General features: G+C 67.6%; 16 protein-coding genes. 12 read left to right on the top strand and 4 right to left on the bottom strand.

The features are described 5' to 3' along the window. Positions 1-137 precede the first annotated feature (137 nt). Together K9F62_05060 and K9F62_05055 are read left to right on the top strand one after the other, a co-directional pair. Positions 138-431 (top strand): hypothetical protein, encoded by a 294-nt coding sequence (locus K9F62_05060; GenBank protein ID UJX42058.1) that lies wholly within the window; start codon positions 138-140, stop codon positions 429-431. Between the two features lie 91 nt (positions 432-522). Beyond that, positions 523-1,401, top strand: coding sequence for a M23 family metallopeptidase (locus K9F62_05055; protein UJX42057.1), 879 nt, complete (start codon positions 523-525; stop codon positions 1,399-1,401). Here K9F62_05055 and K9F62_05050 read toward each other — a convergent pair. After that, positions 1,373-3,070, bottom strand: coding sequence for a glycosyltransferase (locus K9F62_05050; GenBank protein UJX42056.1), 1,698 nt, complete (start codon positions 3,068-3,070; stop codon positions 1,373-1,375). The genes K9F62_05055 and K9F62_05050 overlap by 29 nt on opposite strands. Before the next feature lie 151 nt (positions 3,071-3,221). On the opposite strand from K9F62_05050, the gene K9F62_05045 reads away from it, so the two are divergent. After that, the gene (locus K9F62_05045; protein UJX42055.1) at positions 3,222-3,953 is read left to right on the top strand and encodes a LysM peptidoglycan-binding domain-containing protein; all 732 of its coding nucleotides are present in this window, start codon (positions 3,222-3,224) and stop codon (positions 3,951-3,953) included. Positions 3,954-4,143: 190 nt separating this feature from the next. Here K9F62_05045 and K9F62_05040 read toward each other — a convergent pair whose 3' ends face one another. The 3 genes from K9F62_05040 to K9F62_05030 form a co-directional block, all read right to left on the bottom strand. Beyond that, on the bottom strand, positions 4,144-5,841 hold the full coding sequence (locus K9F62_05040) for a glycosyltransferase (GenBank protein UJX42054.1): 1,698 nt from the start codon (positions 5,839-5,841) through the stop codon (positions 4,144-4,146). Between the two features lie 10 nt (positions 5,842-5,851). Then, on the bottom strand, positions 5,852-9,625 hold the full coding sequence (locus K9F62_05035; protein UJX43133.1) for an AsmA family protein: 3,774 nt from the start codon (positions 9,623-9,625) through the stop codon (positions 5,852-5,854). Between the two features lie 66 nt (positions 9,626-9,691). Further along, entirely contained in the window at positions 9,692-10,060 is a 369-nt protein-coding gene (locus tag K9F62_05030; GenBank protein ID UJX42053.1) for a hypothetical protein, read from the bottom strand. A 129-nt stretch (positions 10,061-10,189) separates the two neighbouring features. Between K9F62_05030 and K9F62_05025 the strand changes: the two genes are divergently transcribed. The 9 genes from K9F62_05025 to K9F62_04985 all read left to right on the top strand — a co-directional run bounded on the left by K9F62_05025 (position 10,190) and on the right by K9F62_04985 (position 20,171). Beyond that, the gene (locus K9F62_05025) at positions 10,190-10,549 is read left to right on the top strand and encodes a hypothetical protein (GenBank protein ID UJX42052.1); all 360 of its coding nucleotides are present in this window, start codon (positions 10,190-10,192) and stop codon (positions 10,547-10,549) included. A 222-nt stretch (positions 10,550-10,771) separates the two neighbouring features. Continuing rightward, complete coding sequence (gene cobA, locus K9F62_05020; protein ID UJX42051.1) at positions 10,772-12,301, top strand: uroporphyrinogen-III C-methyltransferase; 1,530 nt, start codon at positions 10,772-10,774, stop codon at positions 12,299-12,301. Then, a complete protein-coding gene (gene purN, locus K9F62_05015) occupies positions 12,298-12,972 on the top strand; it encodes a phosphoribosylglycinamide formyltransferase (GenBank protein UJX42050.1) in 675 nt (224 codons plus the stop codon). The genes cobA and purN overlap by 4 nt, the downstream gene beginning before the upstream one ends. A 184-nt stretch (positions 12,973-13,156) precedes the next feature. Then, the gene (locus K9F62_05010) at positions 13,157-13,897 is read left to right on the top strand and encodes a nucleotidyltransferase family protein (protein ID UJX42049.1); all 741 of its coding nucleotides are present in this window, start codon (positions 13,157-13,159) and stop codon (positions 13,895-13,897) included. Continuing rightward, entirely contained in the window at positions 13,894-14,625 is a 732-nt protein-coding gene (locus tag K9F62_05005; protein ID UJX42048.1) for a GNAT family N-acetyltransferase, read from the top strand. The genes K9F62_05010 and K9F62_05005 overlap by 4 nt, the downstream gene beginning before the upstream one ends. Then, positions 14,622-16,205 (top strand): SIS domain-containing protein, encoded by a 1,584-nt coding sequence (locus K9F62_05000; protein ID UJX42047.1) that lies wholly within the window; start codon positions 14,622-14,624, stop codon positions 16,203-16,205. The genes K9F62_05005 and K9F62_05000 overlap by 4 nt, the downstream gene beginning before the upstream one ends. A gap of 208 nt (positions 16,206-16,413) precedes the next feature. Continuing rightward, positions 16,414-17,940, top strand: coding sequence for a hypothetical protein (locus K9F62_04995; protein UJX42046.1), 1,527 nt, complete (start codon positions 16,414-16,416; stop codon positions 17,938-17,940). Then, positions 17,927-19,183 carry a glycosyltransferase family 4 protein gene (locus K9F62_04990; protein UJX42045.1) on the top strand — a complete coding sequence of 419 codons (1,257 nt, stop codon included), beginning with the start codon at positions 17,927-17,929 and terminating at the stop codon, positions 19,181-19,183. Before K9F62_04995 ends, K9F62_04990 begins: the two co-directional genes overlap by 14 nt. Then, positions 19,176-20,171, top strand: coding sequence for a class I SAM-dependent methyltransferase (locus tag K9F62_04985; protein UJX42044.1), 996 nt, complete (start codon positions 19,176-19,178; stop codon positions 20,169-20,171). Before K9F62_04990 ends, K9F62_04985 begins: the two co-directional genes overlap by 8 nt. The last annotated feature ends 21 nt before the right edge of the window (positions 20,172-20,192 follow it).

Below are 20,192 nucleotides of genomic sequence, written 5' to 3'. Positions count from 1 at the left end.
AGCGCCGTACGGGTTCTTATAGCCAAAAGAAGAGTAAAAGCCCAGGCGCCCCGCCGCATTGTCTCGTGGGGTGGTTGCGGGGGGCTGTCTTGAGGGCGTTCCCGGGGGGACCGGGACGAAACAACAAGGAGGGCGTCATGAAACGCCAGGCGGCTGCGATCCTTTTGTTGGCCTTGTGCCTGCTTCCCGCGTCGGCCATGGCCACGTCGTTCACCTGGGATTTTCCGGGGACTTCCGGTTCGTATTCCTCGGACGGCTCGACCAGCGCCACCACGTCCGGCACGCTGGTCGCGGACACGACCACGGTCAACTGGGACCTCACCTTCGGCACCGGCGGAGCCCTCTCGGGGTCTGGCTCGGCCCTCGTCGGCGGCCAGACCTATTCCGGCACCTTCAACTTCAGCGATCTCTTCAGCCTGCTTTTCTTCTAGCAGTTGCGGCCGGCCCCCGGCTTCCGGTCGACCGGAACACCATGTCCCGCCCGCGAAATCGTGGCGGCGGGGGCCGGCTGCGTCACGACGCATGCTCGAACGCGAACTCGATATTTTCGTCCACGACCACAACGGCGTGCGGCGGCTTTTCACCTACCGGCGCTGGATGTTCCTCGCGTCCCTGGCCGCCGTGGCGGTCTTGGCGGCGGGGGTGCTCGTGTTGTGGCGGTACCAGTCGGACTATGCCGATCTGGCGGGCAGGCGCCGGGCGGCCCTGGGCCGGCTGGCCGGCCAGAAGGCCCAGGCGTTGCGGTTGCGGGAGCGGGTGCGCCGGCTGGGCGAGGAAGCGGCGCGGATACGCTCGTTTGACGCCAAGCTCGGCGTCATGGTCGACGCTCCGGAAGGGCTCGGCATGGGCGCGCCGGATACGCCGGCGCGGTTGCCGGGCACGGCCCTCGGCGACGACCTGGGGCGGCGGCTGTTCGATTTCCTGGCGGCGCTCGGCAACCGCATGGCCGTGGAGGAGGCGTTGCAGCAGGATCTGGCCCGCCTGCTCGATGAACGCAAACTGGAATTTCTGGCCAAGCCGTCGTTGTGGCCGACCAGGGGCTTTATCACCTCGGGGTTCGGCTCCCGGCGTTCGCCCTTTGGCCGGGGCGGGGATTTTCACAACGGGGTGGACATCAAGGTGCCCATGGGCAGCCCCGTCTACGCCGCCGGGGCCGGCCGGGTCACCGACGCCGATTACATGCACGGCTATGGCCTGCGCATCGTCATCAGCCACGACTTCGGCCTGGAAACGGTCTACGCCCACATGCAGAAGGCCGAGGTCAAACCCGGCCAGCTGGTCAAACGTGGCCAGCGCATCGGGCTCTCCGGCAACTCCGGCCGCACCACCGGGGCGCATCTGCACTACGAGGTGCGCGTCGACGGCACGCCGGTCAATCCGCGCCGCTACCTGCTCGACTGATCAGGCGACCGGCAGTGTCCCCCAGCGCCTGCCGCACCTCGCGCCATTTCGCCTCGAGTTCCGCCCAGGCCGTATCCGCGTCGCGCGCGGCGGCGACCGCCATATCCGAAGCGGCGAACAGGCCGTCGAGCTTGGTCCGCGCGCCGCACAGCTGGCCCACGGCGGCCCGGGTGCGGGCCTGTCCCGGCCCGGCGTGCTGGTGATGGGCCACGGCCAGGTCGCCGGCGTACACGGCCCGGCGGCCGGCCAGAAACCCGCCCAGGTCGCGGGCCAGATCATCGAACTGGCTGGGGGAAAAGCGGATGTCGAAGGGCGCGCCGCCGCCAAGGGCCGCCGCCCGCAGCAGATGGCAGCAACCGGACACGGACGGGCAGGGACGACGCGCGGCGTTAAGCCCGAAGTCCGGACCCGGGCCGTAATTGACCAGGGGGCGCACCGTGTTGGCGGCATCCGGCGGCAAAAGCCGCACGTCGGCCGCCTGGACGCCCGCCGCCGCGCCCGGCGCGGCGGCGACCACACGCGCGCCGGCCACGTCGGCCCGCGGATCGTCGCGAAGCGCCCCGGCCAGACTTTCCAGCCAGCCGGCGGGCAGGCTCACGTCGTCGTCCAGGTAGGCGACGAGATCCTCCGGCTCCAGGCCGGCCGTGGCAGCCAGCCAGTTGCGGGCCGCCGGCGCGCCGATGTTGACCGGCAGGCGGATGGCGGCGAAGCGGTCCGGGGCGAATTTCGCCGCCGCCGCCCGGCAGACGGCCCCGGTGTCGTCCGTGCCGCCATTGTCCAGCACCACCACGTGGGCCGGGCCAAGGTGGCTTGCGGCAAGGCTGGCAAGCGTTTGTCCGAGCAGCTCGGCCCGGTTCCAGGTGTAGAGAAAGACGAACGCCCGGCCGGGCATGGCATCGAGATCGGCCGGGGCCGGGGGGAAAAGCAGGGTGTGCAGCCGCAACGTCAGGCCGGGATGCCAGTTTTCGGCCCGCCACAGGTCGGCCAGCACGGTGGCCGCGTCCCCGGCCCGGCCTGCTTCGGCCAGACCGTGGGCCAGGGCCAGGGCGTAAAAGCGGGGGAAGAGCTCCCGGTCGCAGGCGGCCAGGGCGGCCAGTCCCGCCTGCGGGGCGTCCCAGGCAAAGGCGGTCTCCACGGCCAGCCGTGCGCCCACCGGGGCCAGGGCCGGATCGGCGGCCAGGGCGTCGACCACGCGGCTGGCCAGCTCGGGCAGGCTCCGGGCCAGGGCGAAATCGAAGGCCTTGCCGCGCCAGAAAAGGCCATGGACCGCGTCGTCCATGCCCCGTGCCAGAAAGGCGGCTCCCGCCTCGGTGTCCGTCCCGTCGCGAAGCCGTGGCCAGTCCCGGGCTTCCCGGGTCCCCTGGGGGGGACGTATCGCCTTGGCCAGGGCGGCGCACAAGGTCCGACGCCGCGCCCCCGCGCCGGCGCGACGGGCGGCGGAGGGCGCGCTGGCCGCAAAGGCGGCATCCAGGGGAGCGCGCTCGAAATTCCAGGCGGCCAGGGCGTCGGCCAGGCCGGCCAGCCTTGGGGTGCCCTTGGCGGCGGCGACCAGGCCGGCGGTCAGGTGGCGGGCCAGCCACGGGCCCTCCAGCCCGAAGGCCCACAGCGGCAGCGCCTGACGCAGGACGCCGGGCGGCGGATACGGAAAAACGGTGAGGCGCTGGGGCATGGACGTTTCCTTGGCGTTTTGCCGGCCAGAACTTCACGATTTGACGAAAACCGTGTTAGAGGGCATGTAACGCAATCCTGGAAGCAAGGACAATGCATCCCGCCCTGGAGTTTCGGGCGGTACGCGGAGAAAAATGCCGATGCTGCATCATATGAAATCATTTGCCGTGGCCGCCATGGCGGTTTGCGGCCTGCTTGGCGTTCTTGCCGTTTCCGGCTGCGGCAAATATGATAACCTGGAGCGCAACGCGCAGTATGTTTCCGACGACCTTGCCCGCGCGAACGCCCAGGCCGCCTACGAGGGCGTGGTGAAAGCCCATGAGCGCTGGGTGGCCGCCGGCGGCGGCAAGGCCGCGGACGACCACGCCTACGGCGCATACAAAGACGCCTACGATCAGTATGCCATCTTGTATAACGAATTGTTGGACCGCAAGGGAGACAGCTTCACCGGGCATTTGCACATGGTGTCCGACGAGTTGCCGCCGCCGCCGCCAGGCATGCCGGCGAAAGCGCCGGGGCCCCGGACGCCTTCGCCAAAGCCGGTTTCCAGCGCGCCCGTGAGCCATGAACTGGGCGATGCGTCCGCTGCCGCTCCGGCGGCGGGCATCCCCATGACCCCGGCGGTTCCGGCGGCGAAGCCCAAACCGGCAGCCGCGTCCGACAATCCCTTCGTGCCGGTTTCCGGCCAGAAGCAGACTTCCGCCAGGACGACGGCCAAGGCGCAAGCGTCGGACGCCAACAGCTACGTCATCGCTTCGGGCGACACCTTGCGCAAGATTGCCAAGCATTTCGGCATCACCGAAAAAAATCTCATGGATGCCAACGGCATTACCGATCCCGACAAGATCGCCGCCGGCAAGTCCCTCACTATTCCAAAGCATTAGAAGAGTGGAACCGGGGGGAAACCTTTCTTGCAGAAAGGTTCTCCCCCCGGACCCCCTTTCCAAAGACTCTTAACGGTTACAGAGCGTTATCGTTGCTCTCGTTGTCGCCGTTAAAAGTTTTGGGGAGGGGAGAGCGCGAGAGGGGGACACTTTTTTCAAAAAGGGTCCCCCTCTCGCACTGTCTTGTCTCTTACCCAAAAATTCCCTGCATAGCCGCGATGAGGTCCGTGAGGCGTTTGTCGTAGGTGTGGTCGGCCAGCACGCGTTTGCGGGCGGCCGTGGCGATGCGCGCGCGTTCGGCCGGGTGGTCCAGGTAGTGGCGCACGAGGGGGCCGATTTCGCCCGGTTCGGCGTAGGTGATGGCCTCGCGGCCGGGCTCGAAGAGCCGGGCCAGCTGTTCCCGGGCGTCGGAGAGGACGAAGGCCCCGGTGGCGGGTGCGTCGAACACCCGCTGGTTGACCGCGCCCTTCATCTGCAGACTCGTGCAATTGAGATTGACCGCGCTGCGGGGATAAAACCCGGGCAGGCCGGCGTAGTAGTCCAGGGGGCCGACGGACCGCCAGGTTTTGCCCTGGCCGGGCAGAACGTTCTCCCAGTCCGCATCGCCGGCGATAAGCGGCGAAAAGGGCAGGATTTCCCGTACGCAGGCATGGCGATAGCGCTTCGTCGCCTCCCAGGTCAGCGCCAGTTCGGCCTGAAGGCGCGCCTCGGTCGTGGGCAGCGCCGCGTAGGCGGGGGCGCAGGCCGGGTCGGCGGCGAGAAAGCGTCCGGCGCTTTTTTCCGGGCTGGCCGCGAACGCCGCCGCCGCTTGCGGCAGGGCGTTGCGCAGGGCGGGAAAGGGGGCGAGCCGGGCGAGCGCCTTGCGGGCCTGTTCCACCATGGACGCGCCGACAAAGGAGACCTCCGCACGCCAGGGATGGGGCGCGGCGGCATCGGCGGCCAGGGGGGAAAACAGGTGCGGGTCGGTGGCCAGGGGCAGCCAGGCCGTGTGGGCAAAGCCCGCTGCGGCGAGTTCCGGCAGGGCGTCGGCGTCGTAGGAAAAGACCATGGTCGCGTCCGTGGCCAGGGCGGCATAGTCGTGGAGAATGAGCCTCGGGCTGTCCACGAACCAGGAGGCCAGGGGCAGGCCCATGTCGGCCAGAAGCCCGGCCAGCCGTCCCTCACGGTCGAGGCCCAGGTGGTTGACGGTGAGCGCCATGTCCGGGCGGAAATCGGCGATGTCGGCCAGGATCGCGGCCACGGTCCCTTCCTCGCCGGTGTCGCCGGTGCCCGTCGCCACGCGTCGCCAGGGAACGGCGAGGCGCGTCAGCGCCGCCTCGATCTCGCGGTAGAGGAAATAGGGGCGCGAGAGGATGAGCACCCGGGAAGGCCCTGCGGCGAAGCGCGGGCCGCGAAGGCGCGCGCGCAGGGCGTCGTAGCCGCGCAGGGCGGCTGTGGCCGCGCCGTACCAGCCCGGGTCCAGGCGGGGATAGGCCGGGTGGGCGATGACGGCCAGGGCGGCAAATCCGGCCTGCCGGGCCGCGTCCGTGACCTGGGCCGCCGCCCGGCGCGGGTCCGCGTCGTCCAGGAAGACGACGGAGGGCGTTGCGGCCAGCGCCGCGCGCACGCCGGTTGCGGCAGCGATGGCCGCTTCCTTGTCCAAAACGAAGATCGGCCCGGCATGGTTTGCGGCCATGGCGGCGATGCCCGCGCCGAGGCCCGCGCCGACGAAGACCGGCAGTCCGCCGGAGGCCAGGCCGGCCAGGGCGCGGGCGCGTTCTGCCGCGGCGCCGCCCCGGCCGGCCAGATGGCGCACCTTGCCCCCTACGGTCAGGCGCACGTCGGCAACCGACCCGTCCGGGCCGGCGACGGCCTCGGCGACGTAGGTGGGGGCGGGCGGACTGTCCATGGGGCGCGCCTCAGCGGACTTGCAGGATGCGGGTGACGGCCTTGCCGGGGATGCTGACAATGCCCTGGAGCACCCGGTAGACTATCTCGCCGAGCATCTTGCTGCGGTCGATGGTGAGCTTGGGGTTGTCGAGGGGGCCGATGATGGTGGCCGGCACCTGGCCGCCGCTGGCCAGGGTGGCCGCGAGGCTTAAATTGATGCTCTCGTCGCGCAGATCCACGTTGCCCTTGCCGGAGACGCGCATGCGCGGGCTTTCGATGAGAAAATCGTCGCTATGGGCCACGCCGCCCCTGGCCTGCCAGGACGAGGAGAAGACGCTAAAGGGAATGCTTTCGGGTTCGGGCCGTACGCCGGACTTGGAAGCCGGCTCGCGCACCTTGAGCGTGCCCCGGGTGATTTGCAGGCTGGCATTGCCGGCCAGATTGTCGCGCAGCTCCTTTTCGTTGGCCCCGCTGGTGCGGGCGGCCAGAATGAAGGTCCCGCTGCCGGAGCCAAGGGTATCCCCCTCGGCCCAATCCCATAGAAACCGCGCGATCTCGATGCTCTCGAGCTTGAGCTCGACCAGGGTCTTGAGCGCCGTGTCCCTGGCGTCGCCCCGGATGTCGGCGGCGAACCGGCCGCCGTAGAAGTGCGGACAGTCCTGGTGGTAGGTGAACCGGCCCCCCTTGGCGTCGGCGCTGATGGTGGTGGACCCGAAGACCACGTTGCCCTTTTTGAGCCAGCCGAGTCGGATTTTGGCTTCCAGGGCCAGGCTTCGCAGCACATCGAGCTCGAGGGGCTTGCGCAGTTCGGACAGCGGTGGCGGGCCGGAAGCCGGGTGGTGGGGAAAATAGGCGTCCCAGTCCAGCCGGTTCACGGTCAGGTCCCATTTGCCGCGCCGGGGATTGTAGTCGGGCACCGTGCCGCTGCCGGCGAGGGTCACGTCGTCCACAGTGGCCGAGAGCCGTTTGACGTCGAGGCCACGACCGGAAGCCGTGCCGGATGCCGCGAACGTTCCCTTGCCCAGGCGATCGGTCGGCAGATCGGCCGGCAGGGCCACGCCCCAGTCGGCCAGGGCCTTGCGCGGGGAGAGGGCACCGGTTTCCACGGAAAAATTGACGGGGGCGCTTTCGCCGCCCTTGCGCCAGACCTTGACCGTGGCCGGTACGCCGCCGGCGGTAAAATGCATCTCGCCGGTGCTAAAACCGCCGGAGGCGTCGGGCGTTATCGGCCCGGCCAGGGCGAGCTTGACCGCCTTGCCGGAGCCGCCGGGTTTGGCCAGGGCCGAGGCTTCGATTTTGACCGGGGCGGGGAGGCGCACCTTGCCCGTCCCCTCCACGAGCAGCGGCCCGGCGGCGGTCAGCTTGACGTCGGTCAGGCCGAAGCCGGCAAGCTGGCTGACGGCCAGGGAGGCGTCGCAGCCAAACGTGTTGTCCGGGCCGGACCCCGTGTCGCGCCCGGTCAGGGTCAGCAGGGCCTTGGGCACGGTGAGCGTCTGCCGGCTGCTGCCCTGGCCCAGGGCCAGATGGGCGGCGTCGGTTTCGAGAGTGGCCGAAATGCCCGTCAGCTTCCCTTTGGCGCTTTTTTGCGCCGCGAACCCGGCCTTGGCCGTGAGGGTTCCGGACAGGGAAAAGCCGTTCGGCGAGACGCCGGGCAGGCGCGCCGCGTTGATCCCGGCCACGACCAGGGAGGCGTCGATTTTGCCGGCCGGCGTGGTTTCGACCTTGCCCGAAAGCTTGCCGCCGAAAAGCTCCCCTCCCGTCAGCATGCCGGTCATTCTGCCGCCGGCCACCGTCAGGCCCAGGGCGACGTTTTTGGCCGCGACGCCCCGCGCCGACACGCGCCCCAGCCGCAGTTTGCCCTCGGCCCGCATGGCATCCGTCGAGTCGCCTTTGGCGACGGAGGCTCCGGAAAGAGCGGCCACGCGGTCCAGGTCCAGGTCCTCGGCGGCGAGGTCGAAGCCGAGGGTGCCCGCCGCGTCCGTGTCGTAGGTGATCTGGCCGGTGAGTGCCGTGCTGTCGATGGTGGCCGAAATCCCGGTCAGGGCCGCCTTGGCCACGGCCCGGCCGATGCCCGGGGTGACGGTGACGGTCCCTTGGGCGTTTAACGGCGCGGCAAAGGGGACGAGCCCGGCCAACCCCACAACCGCCGCCGCCTGGGCCGGGTCCGGGGTCTGGAGCGCGATGTTGCCGCGCGCCCCCTCGGCATGAAGGCGTCCCAGCAGCCGCAGCCGGCTTGGCGGGGCGGCCGGTTTGCCCGCCTCCGGGGTCGGGGTCACGGCGGCCCGGGCGTCGAGGCCCAGGCTCCCCGGCGTTTCGGGGGACGCGCCGCCCGGACCGGCGTCGATGCGCACGTCAAGGGCGGCCATGCCGCCGGGAAGGACGATGGAGACGGGATACAGGCGCAGCAACCCGCCGCCGCCGGTCAGCGTGGCATGGGCGTCGGTCATGGGGAGTCCCGCCAGACGGCAATGGCGCAGGTCGATCCTGGCGTCGAGAACGCCTTTGGCCGGCCAGTAGCCGGGCCAGGGCGCTGGCCAGGACCAGGAGGCCGTGCCCGCCGGCCGGGGCAGGGCGTCGAAATCCACGTCCGTGGCGGCCAGGGTGGCGTCAAGGTGCGGCCCCTGGTCGAAGGTCAGACCGGCCTTGGCCGTGATGCGTCCCCGGCCCGGCAGCGACAGGGTCGCCTCCCGCAGGGCGATGCCCGAGGCGTCGGCCGTGGCGTCGACGGCCAGGGACAGCTTGCCCGGGACGTGCTCTTCCGTGGCGGAAAATCTGGCCTGGCTGTCGCCGGCGGGTTGCGGCGCGGCGGCATCCGGGGCGGGCGCGGCCACAAGGCTGCCCGGCGGCTCGCCCGGGGTGAGCCCCAGCAGCTCGCGCCATTTCCCCTGGGCATCCAGGGACAACTCGAGGTGCGTGGCCAGCTTGGCGTCGCCGGGTAGGTCGGAGAGCGTGGCCGTGCCGGTCAGGCGCGCCTCGGGCAGCCGTGCGTCGAGGTCGGTCACGGTGAGCGTTTTGGTCGTGGGGGCGTAGGCGGCGATCAGCCGGGAGGCCACGCGTAGCGGCGTCGCCCCGCCGGGAACCACGGGATGGTCCACGGTCAGGATGGTTTCCACCACGGTCTTGTCCAGTCCCAGGCTGCCGGTGGCGGCATTGAGCGAGGCCAGGCCCGAAGCGTGGCATTCGAGCTGGCCGCCGGTCATGAATCCTGCCGCCAGGAAGGAGAGGGAAAAATTGAACGGCTGGTTCCTGCCCGTCTTGAGATTGCCCTTGGTCACGGACAGGCTGCGGCCCGTGACGGCGTCGTCGTAGGTGACGGTGGCGTTCTCCAGCCGCACGTCGCGGGGTTCGGGGGCCACTTCCCAGCCCGGGGCATCGGTGGCGGCGGTCTGGCGCGGCGCGGTCAGGTCGTCCCAGTTGGCGCGGCCCGAGGTGTTGCGCCGCAGGGTCAGGGTCAGGTCGCGCACCCGCACCGAACCCGGGGACACCACCCGGCGCAGAAGCGGCAGTATCCGGATGGTCAGCTCCACGCGCCGGGCCGTGAGCATGGGCGCGTCGCCGAATTCCGGGGCGTCGGCCACGGCCACCGGTCCCATGGACAGGCCGAACCAGGGCACGAACAGGATGGAGACGTCGCCGGTGATGGTCACCCGCCGGCCCAGCGCGTCGGAAAGGGTCTGCTCGGTGATGGTCTTGAGCCGCGCCGCGCCGATAAGCTGCCGCGCCACGGGCGGCAGGACGAACACGGCCAGGGCGGCGCTTATGGCCACCAGGGCGATCAGCCGTTGCAGCCGTCGCAGGCGCATGGCGCGTTTTCGGGAAGGATCAGGCGTGGATTCGGGCATGGACGTTTGGCGTGGCGCGGGGATACCCTACAGGCTGACGCTGAAGCCCGTGCGTCCCGGAAGGCCGCGCTGGGCCTCCACGATGCAGGTGCGCCCGCCCTTGGTCAGCAGCAGATAGGCGGCCTGCTTGCCGACATCGTCCACCTGGACGCTCCAGCCACGGGCTGTCAGGTCTTTTTTATAATACGCGGTGATGGCGGCCGGCGGTTCCCCTGTTTCGAAAGTCACCACCGTGGCCTTGGGAAAGCGGAAAATTTTTTTGAACGCCGCGTCCGGGAAAATGCCGGCCTTGCCGTCGAGCACGGCCCGGTAATCCTCCTGGGCCGTGGCCGGGCGGCACACGGCGCAACAGGCGAGCAAAAGGACAAAGACAAGCGCGGCATGACGCGGCGACACGGTGGTCCTCCTTGCGGACGCACCCGTTGTGCAACGATAGCCGGGCGAAGTCAAAGGAGACCGGGCAAAGCGGGGTTGCCGTTTTCGGAAATCCATGCTTTTTTCCCAAAAAACGTTTTCGGAGCGCGCATGCGAAAATTGATGCCGGCAACCCTGCTTCTTCTGGCCGTTACCCTGGCCGCGTCCGCAGGCTGCACCAGGGCCACGGGCGGCGGCGAGGCCAGGTACCTCACCCTCTTCTCCAATGTCTGGCAGCGGTGCCACACGCTGGGCCTGTATCAGGTCAAGGTCGAGGCCGTGACCACGCGGCCCGACGGCGTCAAACGCGTGGTCGTCGCCTACGTGTTCGACAACGGCATGGTGCCGGACCAGGGCCGGGCGGCCATGCTGGTCTCGCCGAACGGCCAGCTGGCCAGCGACTGCGTGCTCGACCTCGAGGCCGACATCTGCCTGTGCGGCGCGCAGAAGGATTGGCACGACGGTCCATAAAGGGGGAAAAGAGCCGGGGAGAAACTTTTCTGTAGAAAAGTTTCTCCCCGGGCCCCCCTTCAAAAGATTTTTAAAATAATACGTAGGGGATGTTGCCGATGTGGCATCCCCAAAGCCAAAAAGTTTAGGAAGGGGAGAGCGCGAGAGGGGAGAACCTTTTTCAAAAGGTTTCCCCTCTCGCATCTCCTGTCCCCTTCCTGGCAATCAGCCAAAGGCAGATCCATGTCCAAAGTCTATCTCCTTGGGGCCGGTCCCGGCGATCCGGGGCTTATCACCGTACGCGCCAGGGACATCCTGTCGCGCGCCGACGTCGTGGTCTATGATTACCTGGCCAACAAGGCTTTTCTCGATTTCTGTCGTCCGGACGCGACGATCTACTATGTGGGCAAGAAGGGAGGCGACCACACCCTACCCCAGGACAAGATCAACGACCTGCTCGTGGAGATGGCCAAGGCCGGCAAGATGGTGGCGCGCTTAAAGGGCGGCGATCCGTTCGTGTTCGGGCGCGGCGGCGAGGAAGCCGAGGAGCTGGTGGCCGCCGGCTGTCCCTTCGAGGTCGTGCCCGGCGTGACCTCGGCCGTGGCCGCTCCGGCCTATGCCGGCATCCCCATCACCCACCGCTCGTTTTGCTCGTCGGTGTCGTTCATCACCGGCCACGAGGACCCGACCAAGGCCGAAAGCTCGCTCAACTGGGAGGCTTTCGCCCGTTCTGGTTCCACGCTGGTCTTTTTCATGGGCGTGAAAAACCTGCCCCATATCACCGAAAATCTCATGAAGGCCGGCATGCCCGGCGACACCCCGGCGGCGCTGGTGCGCTGGGGCACCACCTGCCACCACAAGAGCCTTGTGGCCACCGTCGCCACCATGGCCGAAGAGGCCGCCAAAAAGGGCTTCGCCCCGCCGTCCCTGTTCGTGGTCGGCGGCGTGGTGTCCCTGCATGACACCCTCGGCTGGTATGAGAAGCGTCCGCTTTTGGGCCAGGGCGTGGTGGTGACGCGCAGCCGCGAACAGGCCAGCGACCTGACGCGGTTGCTCGCCGACGAGGGGGCCTGCTGCTACGAATTTCCGGCCATCCAGATCGCGCCCCTGGAAGACGCCGATCCCGTGCGTCAGGCCATCGGCCGACTCTACGACTACGACTGGGTGATTTTCACCTCGGTCAACGGCGTCAAATGCTTTTTCGCCGAAATCGACACCCTGTCCCTCGACGCCCGGGTTTTTGCCGGCATCCGCGTGGCCGCCATCGGCCCGGCCACGGCCCAGGCGCTTGCCGCGCGCGGCATCCGGCCCGATTTCGTGCCCGATCGTTTCGTGGCCGAATCCGTGGTCTCGGGGCTGCTCGACCAGGGCGTGGCCGGAACCCGGGTGCTCATTCCCCGCGCCCGGGAAGCCCGCGAGGTGCTGCCGGAAAAGCTCGCCGAGGCCGGCGCCTACGTCGACGTCCTGGCCGTCTACGACACCAAGCCCGTGGACCAGGACCCGGCCGAGATCGTCGAGGCCATGCGCTCCGGCGCGATCCGCTACGTCACTTTCACCAGCTCTTCCACGGTGAAGAACTTCTTCGCCAAGGTGCCGCCCGAGATCGTCAAGGAAGCCTCCGGCGTGAAGCTCGCCTGCATCGGGCCCATCACGGCCAAGACCCTGGGCGAGTTCGGATTCACGCCGGACATCGTGGCCGAGGCCTACACCGTGCCGGCCCTGGCCAAGGCCGTCATCGACGACGCCGTGGCCGCAGCCGGCAGCGCGTCATGAGCCTGCCCCTGGCCGTGCTCGTTTCCGGTTCGGGCTCGAACCTGCAAGCGATCATCGACCGGATCGAGGCGGGCCGCATCGACGCCCGCATCACGGTGGTTCTCTCGGACAAGGCCGACGCCCACGGCCTTGTCCGAGCCGCAAAGCACGGCATCCCGACCCGCGTCCTGTCCCCCGGCGAGTACCCCGACCGGGCCGCCTTCGACGCGGCTTTGCTTGCCGCCGTGCGGGAATCGGGCGCGAAGGCCGTTGTCCTGGCCGGGTTCATGCGCCTCCTCGGCAAGGACTTCATCGCCGCCTACCGCGACCGAATCCTCAACATCCACCCGGCCCTGCTGCCGAGTTTCCCGGGCCTTCGCGCCCACGGACAGGCCGTCGACTACGGCGTGACCATCTCCGGGGCCACCGTGCATTTCGTGGACGAGAAGATGGACAACGGCGCCATCGTCATCCAGGCCGCCGTGCCGGCCCTGCCGGACGACGACGCGAAAAGCCTCGGCGCGCGCATCCTGACCCTGGAGCACCGCATCTACCCCCAGGCCGTGGCCTGGCTGGCCGCCGGACGCCTCGTCATCGACGGCCGCAGGACGCGCCTGGCCCCGTCCGACGCGCCGCTGGCCGCCATGCCCAGCCCCTGCCTGGTCAATCCTCCCTTGGAGGAAGGATTTTAAGGCGCCAGGGGGAAACTTTTTGGAAAAAGTTTCCCCCTGGACCCCCTTTAAAAACTTTCAAAAATAATTTTATCGGGTTGCCCTGATTATCAATTTGAAGGGGGGACCGGGGGGCCCTCGGCCCCCCGGCGGAGAGGTCCAGGAGAGGCGGAGCCTCTCCTGGCCGCCGGAGGCACATCATATCTTGATTACACGCGCGCTCATCTTATCGGCCGGCCTGGGGACGCGGCTGCGGCCGCTGACCGACGTCATGCCCAAGCCCATGGTGCCGCTGGCCGGGAAACCGCTGCTCGAGCATCTGGTGCGGCTATGCGCCCGCTTTGGCGTGCGCGACATCGCCGTCAACCTCCACTACCTGCCCCATGTGGTGATGGATCATTTCGGCGACGGCGCGGCCCTTGGCGTGCGGCTGCTCTATGGCCTGGAGGCCGAACTCCTCGGCACGGCCGGGGCGGTCAACAGCTTCCGGGAATTTTTCAGCGAACCTTTTTTCGTCATCTACGGCGACGTGCTCTTCGAGGTCGATTTGGCGGCCGTGGCCGCGGCCCATGCCCAAAGCGGCGCGACGGCGACCGTCGGGCTCTACCGGGTGGACAACCCAACCGAATGCGGGCTGGTCGACCGCGACGAAACGGGCCGCATCCGGCGCTTCGTGGAAAAACCGCCGGTCGCCTTTACCGATCTGGCCAATGCCGGCCTGTACGTCATGTCGCCGCAGGTCCTCGACTACATTCCCGAATCCGGCTTCTGCGACTTCGGCCACGACGTCTTTCCGGCCATGCTGGCCGCCGGGGAGCCGCTTTACGGCCATGTCCTGGACGGCTACGTCATGGACATCGGTTCGCCGCAAAAGTACGAGCGGGCCAAGCGCCATGTGGCCGATGCCGGCCCGGGCGAAGGGAGTGGAGCGGAGACGCGGTCATGAATTTTGCGTGCCTTGAGCGGCAGGCCTTTGATGCCGAGGCCTTCGGCCTGGATTTTTTCCGGGTGACGCGCCTGGATTATGCCCTGCTCGGGCCGGAGCTAAAAGCGCTTCGCGCCATGCCGCGCGTCATGGCCGATGCGCGCATTGCCGCCTCCGACCGGGAGGCCGATCTTTTTTTGCAGCGAAACGGCTTCCGCAAGGTCTGCATCCAGATCCGCTACGGCCGGGATGTGCCCCCGGACGTGGCCCCCGATCCCGCCGATGCCGTCGAGCCGGGGGACACCACGGAGAACCGCCTGCCGGCCGGGGCCGTTTCCCGGCACGTGGACAATCTGGTCTACGACCGCTTCAATCTGGACGCCGCCGTGCAAAAGGCCGGCCGGGACCGGTTCCAGGCGGCCTGGATCGCCAATTCCCTGGCTTCCCCCGTCATCCGCAAGGTCTACGACGGCGAGAGCTTCGTGAGTTTCAAGCTCAATGGGGACGAGGCGGCGGTGGACATCGTGTCCGTGCTCGTCCATAGGCGCGGCGTCGGATCGAGGCTCATGGGCCGGGTGCTGGCGGCGGCGGCCAGGGCCGGCTGCGCGCGCCTTGTGGTCACCACCGAGGCGGAAAACGAGCCGGCCTGCCGCATGTACGAAAAAAACGGGTTCATGCCCGAGGCGCATTTCTCCAGGTTCCACTACGTATCCACCGGGGCGGACGCCCCTGAAACGAGGTTCGCATGATCATTTCCAAGGCTCCGGTTCGCTTGAGCTTCGGCGGCGGCGGCACGGATCTGCCCGCCTACTACGAACGCCACGGCGGCGCGGTGCTGTCCGTCACCATCGACAAGTATTTCTACACCATCGTCGAGCCCGTAAAGGACGCTCCGGTGGAGATCGTTTCCTCGGATTACCAGCTGCATCAGCGCTTCCCGGACATGGCCAAGGCCAATCTTTCCGGTGCGCTCAAGATCCCCAAGGCCGTGCTCAAGCGCTATGGCGTGGCAAGCGGTGTGTACATGGCGCTCAAGGGCGACGTGCCCACGGGCTCCGGGCTCGGGCTTTCCGGCGCGGTGACCGTCAGCATCGTCCAGGCCGTGGCCACCTTCACCGGAGAGAGCCACTCCAAGGCCGAACTGGCGGAGATCGCCTCGGACGTGGAGATCGGCATGCTCGGCCGGCCCATCGGCATGCAGGACCAGTACGCGGCGGCCCATGGCGGGCTCAATTACATGACGTTTACCAAGGACGGCGTGACCGTTACGCCGGTGACGCTGCCGGACGGGGTCCTGAGTGCCCTGGAACACCGGCTGCTGCTCTTTCACACCGGGGCCCAGCGCGATTCGGCCAGCATCCTCAAGGGCCAGAAGAAGTCCATGGAAGTCAGCGACGCTTCGGTCATCGCCACCCTCGACGTGCTCAAGGGACAGGCGGCGCAGATGCGCGACCTTCTTTCCGCCGGCGACCTGGACGGCTTCGGCCGCATGCTCGACACGGCCTGGAATTTCAAGAAAAGCCTGGCCAAGAACATCAGCAATCCCGATATCGACAGCTACTACGCGGCCGCGCGCGAGGCCGGGGCGCTTGGCGGCAAGATCACCGGGGCCGGCGGCGGCGGCTTTCTGCTGCTCTACTGTCCCCCCGAGGCCCAGGCCGACGTCATCGACGCCATGACCGGCATGGGCCTGGAGCGGCTGCCGTTCTGCTTCGAGACCACCGGGGCCCAGCTGACCCTGGACCACACCGGGCAGTTCAGCGCCACCATCACCCCGGAAGGCTACCTGCTCGGCATGCGGGCCGTGGTCAGCCGCCTCGACAAGGACCAGATCGGCCGCATCGCGGACACCATCTGGCAGGCCCGGGAAGAAGACCGCCAGATTTTCATCATGGGCAATGGCGGCAGCGCCTCGACCGCCAGCCATTTCTGTTCCGACCTGTCCAAGACCACCCTCGTTCCCGGCAAGAAGGGCTTTCGCGTGGTGCCCTTGACCGACAACATCCCGCTCATGACCGCCTGGGGCAACGACGCCGGGTTCGAGAACATCTTCTACGGCCAGTTGCTCAATCTGCTCAACCCCGGCGACGTGGTGGTGGGCATCTCCGGCGGCGGCATGTCGCCCAATATCCTGAAGGCCCTGGATCTGGCCCGGGAGCGCGGCGCGCGCACCGTCGGCATGTCCGGCTTCTCCGGCGGCAAGCTCAAGGACGCGGTGGAAGAGTGCTTCGTCGTGCCGAGCGACAATTACCAGTTCATCGAGGACGTTCACATGATCCTCGTGCACCTCATCGCCTCGGTCCTGCGCGAACGCATGGCGCGGGAATAATAATAGAGAGAAGCTGGGGCTCTGCCCCAGGCCCCGCCGGGAGGCCGAGGGCCCCCCGGACCTCCCTTATGGGGGAGAGGCTTGTGCTTGAGGAAATTCGTCTCCGACGGTAAGGAGCGTTGCCAAGCGTCCGCCGGGGCATGACGTCCCGGAGGGCCGTGCTTTGTCCCGCGGTCGGCGGGGCGTTACAAACCCAGGAATACGCCACATGACCGATATGCTGCTGGCCGTCGCCATCGCCCTGGCCGGATTCGCCCTCGAAGTCTGGCCGCGTCTCATAAACCGCTACTTCGGCATCGACACTTGGCGCTTCGCGCTTCTGGCCGACGCCATCCGCCGCCACGGCCGCTATCCGGACAGCGTGCCGGAAAAATACATCGTGCCGGGCTCGGTCGACAACCCGCCGTTTCTGCCCTTCGTCTGCTCGCGCTTTACGAAAAAGTGGCTCGACCGCAACCAGGGGCTCATCTCCCCGGCCTTCGACGTGCTGCAAAGCCTCACCGTCTACGGCCTGGGCTATGCCGTCACCGGCGCGCCCATCGGCGGCCATATGGCCCAGATTTTCTACATGCTGACCCCGGTTGTGCCGCTTGAGGCCAGCAACCTGAGCCTTCGCACCCCGGGCAGCCTCATTTTCCTGTGGGCCATGCTCAGTGTCCAGGCCTACGCCCTGCACCCGAACGTCTGGACTTTCATCCTCGGCGTGGCCGGGGTGACGCTGCTCACCTTCACCCACCGCATGGCCGTGCAGGTGCTCTTTTTCGGGCTCATCGGCTTCACCATCATCGACAACACCGCCCGCTACCTGCTGGTGTTCCTCGTCGGCGTGCTCTTTTCCATCTTCGCCTTCCGGGGGGCCTATCTCAAGTACCTGCGCGGCCAGCTGCTCATGATCGCCTTCTGGATGTACAACATCCACAACCGGCTGGCCCACCAGATTCGCGGCAACCCGACCAGGGAGAAAAAGCACACCGACTTCGTGCGCCGCATCGAATACATGATCTGGAAGATCCCGGTCCTGCCGTTTCTGGCCGTCAATCCCTGGGCCATCTACGCCTTCGCCGCTCTTTTCCTGTCCGACTACGGGGCCATGGCCGGGGTCTCACCCTGGTTTTCCGTGGCCGTCAAATGGTCGGTCATCCTGTTCGTGCTCGGCATCCTCTTTAATACCAAGTATATGCGCTTTCTGGGCGAGGGCCAGCGCTACCTCGAGTACGCGACAGGCGCGGCCGCCGCTGCCGCCGCCGCCGTGGTGCTCAAGTTCGCCGCCGATCCGGCCGTCTGGGGCATCGTCAAGGCGGCTCCCTGGATCGTTGGCGCGGGCTGCCTGGCCGTGATCCTCTTTTTCCAGATCAAGCTCGTGGTCGATAACCCGGACAAGTCCGTCACCCCGGCCTTGTGGGCCGTGCTCGACCACTTAAACGCCTTTTCCGGCGAGGTGCGCATCGCCTGCCTGCCCCACGGGCTGGCCGACGCGGTGACGTATTTCCTCACGAACGGCAAGGCGCTGCTCTCGGACAATTCCGTCGGCGTCTACGAGCTGGTGGACTACTGGCCGCTTCTCAAAAAGCCCCTGCGCGAGATCGCGGACAAGTACGGCCTGACCCACTTTCTGGTCAGCACCAAGTTCGTGACCCTGGAGGAACTGGACATCCCGGGCTTTGTGGAGGCCTTCCGCCGCGAGCACTACGTGGTGCTGGTCCGGGAGGGGATGGACGGTCATGAAGCGGCTTGAGTCGGTTCTTATCGCCACCATTTCCGACATTACCGACGCCTCGGGCGAGCGGGTGCGCCATAACTCGCCGGCGTGGCCCCTGCTGGAGTTTTTCCGCCAGCGAACGGACAGGCTGACGTTTCTGGAATTGTCCCTGCCGCGTCCCGGCATGCTCAATAGGCCCCAGATGACGCTTTTCGAAGCGGGAAAATCGCGGGGCATGCGCTGCTGGTCGGACTGGTTGACCGCGCCTTTGGCCGTGCCGCCGAAAACGGCCAAGCCGAAGACCTATTTCCGGCTCAAGGTCCGCGATATGCTGGCCTGTTTTTGGGCCGCCTCCAAGGGGCTCGGGCCGTATGACCTCTTTATCGGCGTGGAATCCCTGCTCGCCCTGTGCGGCGGCCTGCTCAAGCGTCAGGGGCGGGTCCGGGAGAGTGCCTATTACATCTCGGACTGGTCTCCCTGGAAGTTTGAAAACAAGTTCCTCAACGATTTCTATATCTGGCTCGACCGGACCGCCTGCCGCCAGTCGGACTGGATTTGGAATTTCACCTATGCCATCAGCGATGCCCGCCGCGATATCCTTGGCTATGACATGTCGCGCCTGGGCCGGGAGCTGTGGGTGCCCTACGGGTTCATTCCTGATGGCGTGACCATCGTTCCGGACGAGCAGGTGGACCGGCGGCGGATGTTCTATTGTGGCGGCATCTGTCAGGAAAACGGTGTGGAGCTTATTGTGGAGGCCCTGCCCGCGATTCTGGCGGCGTTGCCCGACGTGGTGGTGGATATTTTCGGTTTCGGCCCGGACCTGGAGGCGCTCAAGGCCCGGGCCGACGCGTTGGGCGTTTCCCGGGCCATCGTCTGGCGCGGCTATGTCACGGACCGGGCTGCCATCATCGCGGCCGCCCGCACCGCGTCCATAAGCCTTGCGCCCTACAAGCCCATGCCCCAGAGCGTGAAGCGGTTCGGGGACGTCATGAAGATCCGCGAGGCCATCGGTTATGGCCTGCCCGTGATCACCACCGAGGTGCCGCCCTCGCACCGGGAAGTGCGCGAGGGAGATCTTGGCGCGGTCATCCCTTACGATGCCGGGGAGCTGGCAAGGGCCTGTGTGCGGCTTCTGAGCGATGACGCGGCCTATTTCACCATGCGACGGCGCGTGGTGGCGGCATCCAGGGAGAACCTGTGGGAGAACATCTACGGCCGGACGCTGGCCGCCATGGATTTCGATACGACAATTCGGTTCGGAGGGGCTGATGCCTGAGTTCGACGCGCTTTCCGCCGCGGACCGCGCCTGTCCGCTGTGCGGCGGCGTCGACACGCGCCCGTACGGCCGGGTGGATGCCCGGTTCGGCCTTTTTTCCTGTCCGGCCTGCGGCTTTGCCTTTGCCGTGCCGCGCCCGACGCCAGAAGAGCTGGCTGCGTTTTACAACGAGCAGGAAGACTACAATCTGACGCCCGAGCCCACGCCGCCCGGCCGCGCCGCCCGCCTGGCCGGGGAGTGGAAGCGTCGCATCGAAAGCGCCCATCCCGCGCCGCGCCGCATCCTGGAAATCGGATGTCAGCGGGGCGATCTGTTGTACGGGCTCAAGCAGCACGGCTATGCTGTGGTCGGCGCCGACGTCTGCGACACGGCCCGGGAGTTCGCCGCCCGGCACTACGGTCTAACCGTCCATCCGGGCGCTTTTCCCCCGGCCGCCGAGGAAGGCGCCTTCGACGCGGTCATCCTCTCCCACATCATCGAGCACATCGTCGATCCGGTGGCGTTCCTCGACGCCGTGAAACGCTATCTCGCCCCGGGCGGGGTGGTCTGCATCGAGACCCCGGGGCTCGACACCATGCTCTTCGATCTTTTCGGCACCGCCTACAATATGATCCGCCCCCCGGAACATATCAGTTTTTTCACGCGTCGCTCCGCCCGCGCGCTTTTTTCGCGTTGCGGCCTGGAGGCCCTGCGACTAGAGACGTTTACCCGACCGTGGTCCCAGCCCAATCCCTGGCTTTTCACCTTGATGTCCCTGGCGCGCAAAAGCGGCGCGCTGGGTTGGCTGCGCCGCCGTCGCAATCAGGATACCGCCGCTTCCCTGACCGCTTCCATGCACCTGGAGCGCGGTGGGCTCTTGGCCCGGGCGTTTCCCATGGTGGATTTCGCCACGCGCGCGGCCACGTTGGCCAGCTGGCCCCTTGTCGCCGCAGGCGACGCCGCCGGCAAGGGGCTTTTGCTTTGCGCCGTGGGGCGCAAAACCGCATGAGGGAGATCGCCATGCCTGCAA

Origin of the sequence: Desulfovibrio sp. JY (genome assembly GCA_021730285.1) — a bacterium.
Classification (GTDB): domain Bacteria; phylum Desulfobacterota; class Desulfovibrionia; order Desulfovibrionales; family Desulfovibrionaceae; genus Solidesulfovibrio.
The sequence above is the reverse complement of the archived record's forward strand: the minus strand, read 5'-3'. Positions and strand labels throughout refer to the sequence as shown.